The sequence below is a fragment of the Streptomyces sp. genome (genome assembly GCF_050698815.1).
Taxonomy (GTDB): Bacteria; Actinomycetota; Actinomycetes; order Streptomycetales; family Streptomycetaceae; genus Streptomyces.
The window spans coordinates 1-3,367 of sequence record NZ_JBOHCV010000687.1; the positions used below are offsets into that span (position 1 = coordinate 1).

General features: G+C 70.5%; 3 protein-coding genes and 1 pseudogene. 2 read left to right on the forward strand and 2 right to left on the reverse strand.

Annotated elements, in window-relative coordinates:
- Positions 1 to 183: 183 nt before the first annotated feature.
- The gene (locus ACRDP3_RS24490; RefSeq protein WP_431519166.1) at positions 184 to 1,488 is read right to left on the reverse strand and encodes an ABC transporter substrate-binding protein; all 1,305 of its coding nucleotides are present in this window, start codon (positions 1,486 to 1,488) and stop codon (positions 184 to 186) included.
- A 191-nt stretch (positions 1,489 to 1,679) separates the two neighbouring features.
- On the opposite strand from ACRDP3_RS24490, the gene ACRDP3_RS24495 reads away from it, so the two are divergent.
- Positions 1,680 to 2,126, forward strand: coding sequence for an SCO4402 family protein (locus ACRDP3_RS24495; protein ID WP_431519168.1), 447 nt, complete (start codon positions 1,680 to 1,682; stop codon positions 2,124 to 2,126).
- A 55-nt stretch (positions 2,127 to 2,181) separates the two neighbouring features.
- Positions 2,182 to 3,060, forward strand: coding sequence for a formyltetrahydrofolate deformylase (gene purU / locus ACRDP3_RS24500; RefSeq protein ID WP_431519167.1), 879 nt, complete (start codon positions 2,182 to 2,184; stop codon positions 3,058 to 3,060).
- Positions 3,061 to 3,091: 31 nt separating this feature from the next.
- Here purU and ACRDP3_RS24505 read toward each other — a convergent pair.
- A pseudogene (locus tag ACRDP3_RS24505) lies at positions 3,092 to 3,367 on the reverse strand (MDMPI N domain containing protein); the annotation flags it as partial.

The window sequence follows — 3,367 nt, forward strand, 5'->3', positions numbered from 1 at the left end:
CGACCGCAACACCATGAATAAATGAAAGGGGACACGCTCCAGTGGCGAGGCCACGACCGCGAAGAAGGAGGCGGCCGGGCTGTGGAACCCGACGGCCGGCAAGTACGGACTGACGGAGCGCCAGTTCGGTCAGCTGTGACGCCGGCCGTGCGGCTCGGCCGTGCCGGTCGGCCGAGCCGCGGGTCATGAGGTGGTGGGGTCGCCCTCCAGCGTCTTCGCCAGGTCGACGAATCCCTCGCGTACCGGTGTCAGCCTGCCGTCCCGCACGCGCTGGTAGGTCACCATCGTGTTGACGATGCGGGGGAACTCGCGCGCGGCGAGCATGTTGCCGAAGCTCCAGTTCAGCTTCGGCGTCAGTCCGCCCGTGCCGACCGGAGCGCCGTTGTCCAGCGCCCGCCGCACCGATTTGGCCGTGACCGGCTCACCGTCCAGCGAGCGCAGGACCTGGCGCAGCACCGTATAGGCGACCCACGTCGTCTGGACGCCCGGGTCCGAACCGTCGACGTGGTTGTCACCGAAGGCGTGCTCCCGGATGACGTCCTTCATCGGGCCCCAGCGCGGGTCGCTCGCCACGGGGTACCAGCCGGTCGCGTACGCGCCCTCCAGCGGGCTCCGCCGCCCGCCCGACCGGTCCACCAGGGACTGCCGCAGACTGCCCAGCACGGACGCCGTCCGCACCCGTGGGCTGTCCTCCTGCACGCGCCGGAAGGAGTCGAAGAAGGTGTCCGTACGGCCGCCGAGCACGGCCGTCACGCAGCCGTCCTCGGTGCTGCCGCCGTACCGCGCCAGGCCGTACCGCTCGGGGTCCGCGCCCGCGCCGGCCAGCGCCTGGTGCGCCTGCCGGGTGTAGGCGGAGGCGTCCTCCGCCGCCCGCACGTCCTTGGCGGGCCCGGCGCCGCCGTCCGCGAGGCCGGCGTTGAGCAGCGGGGGCAGCTGGTCGCCCGCGATGGTGTCCGGACGCACCAGCGAGACGTGGCCGCAGCCGCCGGCGGCCAGCTGGCGGCCGTTGCCCGCGACGAGGGCGGGCAGTCCGCCGTTGACGGGGTAGGACAGCGGACTGCTGAACTCCTCGTCGGCGACTCCGTAGCCGCCGATGTAGGGGATGCCGGCGCTCTCCAGGCCGGACATGAAGGAGCGGCCGTGCTGGCTGTAGGAACCGACGACCGCGACCACCTCCTCCTTCGTGGCGCGTGCCGCGCAGCGCGCGGCGCTCACCGTGTCGTTGTGGTCGTTGCAGGTGAGGACCTTGAGCGGGCGCCCGTTGATGCCGCCCTCGGCGTTGATCCAGCGTGCGTAGGCCTTCGCCATGCCCGGCATGCCGGGCATGTTGGTGGCCTTGGTGCCCTCCGGCGCCCAGGTCATCACGGTGATCGGGTCGTTGCCCGCTTCGGCGGTGCCGGGCATGATCCCGCAGCCGCTGAGCACAGCGGCGCAGGCGACGGCGGCGGTGACGGCTTTGGTCAGGGCGGAGCGGCGCCGGACAGTCATGTGACCGCACGATTCCGGGCGGACCGTAACGTGTGAGTGACGGGTTGCCAACGCCGAGTGACAGGGGGGTGAATACCAGGGGTCCGCACCGTCGGCACGGAAAGGGGAACGTATTGTCGACAACTATGCAGCAAGGTTCCGTGCAGCAAGGTTCCGCGAAGGCTTCCCGCCGTGGCCCTCGGTCCACCACCATGGGCGGCATGCCTGTTGACGACATGCCTTGGTGGCGCTGGCGCAGCAATGTGCGTTCCGCGCTGCACATGCTCTCCGACCCCGCCTTCCAGCAGGACTGCTGGGCGACCGGTCGGCCGGGATACGGCGACATCACGGATGCCGTCTACCGCCTGGTCGAGGACACCTGGCTGGACAACTGGTCCGCCGAGAAGTACGTCGGCACGGTCTTCCGCGACTCGCAGGAGGCCGCGCTCGTGGACACCGCCGTGCTGCGCGTGCTGCGCATCATGCACCAGGTCGGCGCGGACGCTCCCGTCGCTTCCTATCTGGAGCACCACGGCTGGCCGGAGGCGGTACGGGCGGCGCGTGACGCGCACGTACGCCTGGCGACCAACGACGCGGAGGACCCGGACGAGCCGCCCCGCTCCCTCGACGTACTGGCGATCATGCTGCGCGCCGTCTGAGTCCCGCCCGAGTGCAGGTGAACGCGGCCCTGGCGGGTGTGCCAGTCTTGTCCCCATGAAGCAGCCGCACGCCGACCGCACGGAGTATGTCCTCACACTCTCCTGTCCGGACAAACAGGGCATCGTGCACGCCGTGTCGAGCTATCTGTTCATGACCGGCTGCAACATCGAGGACAGCCAGCAGTTCGGTGACCACGACACCGGGCTGTTCTTCATGCGCGTCCACTTCTCGGCGGACGCGGGCGTGACCGTGGAGAAGCTGCGGGCGAGCTTCGCCGCGGTGGGCGACTCGTTCCAGATGGACTGGCAGCTGCACCGGGCCGGCGAGCGGATGCGGGTCGTGCTGATGGTCAGCCGGTTCGGGCACTGCCTGAACGACCTGCTCTTCCGGTGCACCAGTGGCGCGCTGCCGGTCGACGTCGCCGCAGTGGTCTCCAACCACACCGACTTCGCCGAGCTGGCCCGCTCCTACGGAGTCCCCTTCCACCACATCCCGGTGACCAAGGGGAGCGACGAGAGCAAGCAGGAGGCCGAGGCGCGGCTGCTGCGCCTGGTTGAGGACGAGAACGTCGAACTGGTCGTCCTCGCCCGCTACATGCAGGTTCTCTCAGACCACCTCTGCAAGCAGCTGTCGGGCCGGATCATCAACATCCACCACTCCTTCCTGCCGAGCTTCAAGGGCGCCAAGCCCTACCACCAGGCGCACGCCCGCGGCGTCAAGCTGATCGGCGCGACCGCCCACTACGTGACCGCGGACCTGGACGAGGGCCCGATCATCGAGCAGGAGGTCGAGCGGGTGGGGCACGAAGTCACCCCCGAACAGCTCGTAGCCGTAGGGCGCGACGTGGAGTGCCAGGCGCTCGCCCGCGCGGTCAAGTGGCACAGCGAACACCGCGTGCTGCTGAACGGCCGCCGCACGGTGGTCTTCACCTGACACGACCTGGGGCGCGTCACATCCCGGACACCTACATCCGGGACAGCGACGCCGCGGCGAACAGGACGTCGCGGATGGCTTCGCGGTCGCCGTCCTGGCCGGCGGCCGCCTCCTGGGGCGGTACGTGACCGGCCGCCAGCTGGCAGAACTCGTAGCTGTCCAGCGCCACATGGGCCACCGCGTCCGCCGCGGAGGCGGTGGCCGCGGGTGAGTCCAGTGCGATGTACCAGTCGCCGCCGCCGTCACCCTCGACCTCCAGGTGCAGCGCGCGCCCGGGGGCGCCCGCCGGCCCGAGTCGTCGGGCCGG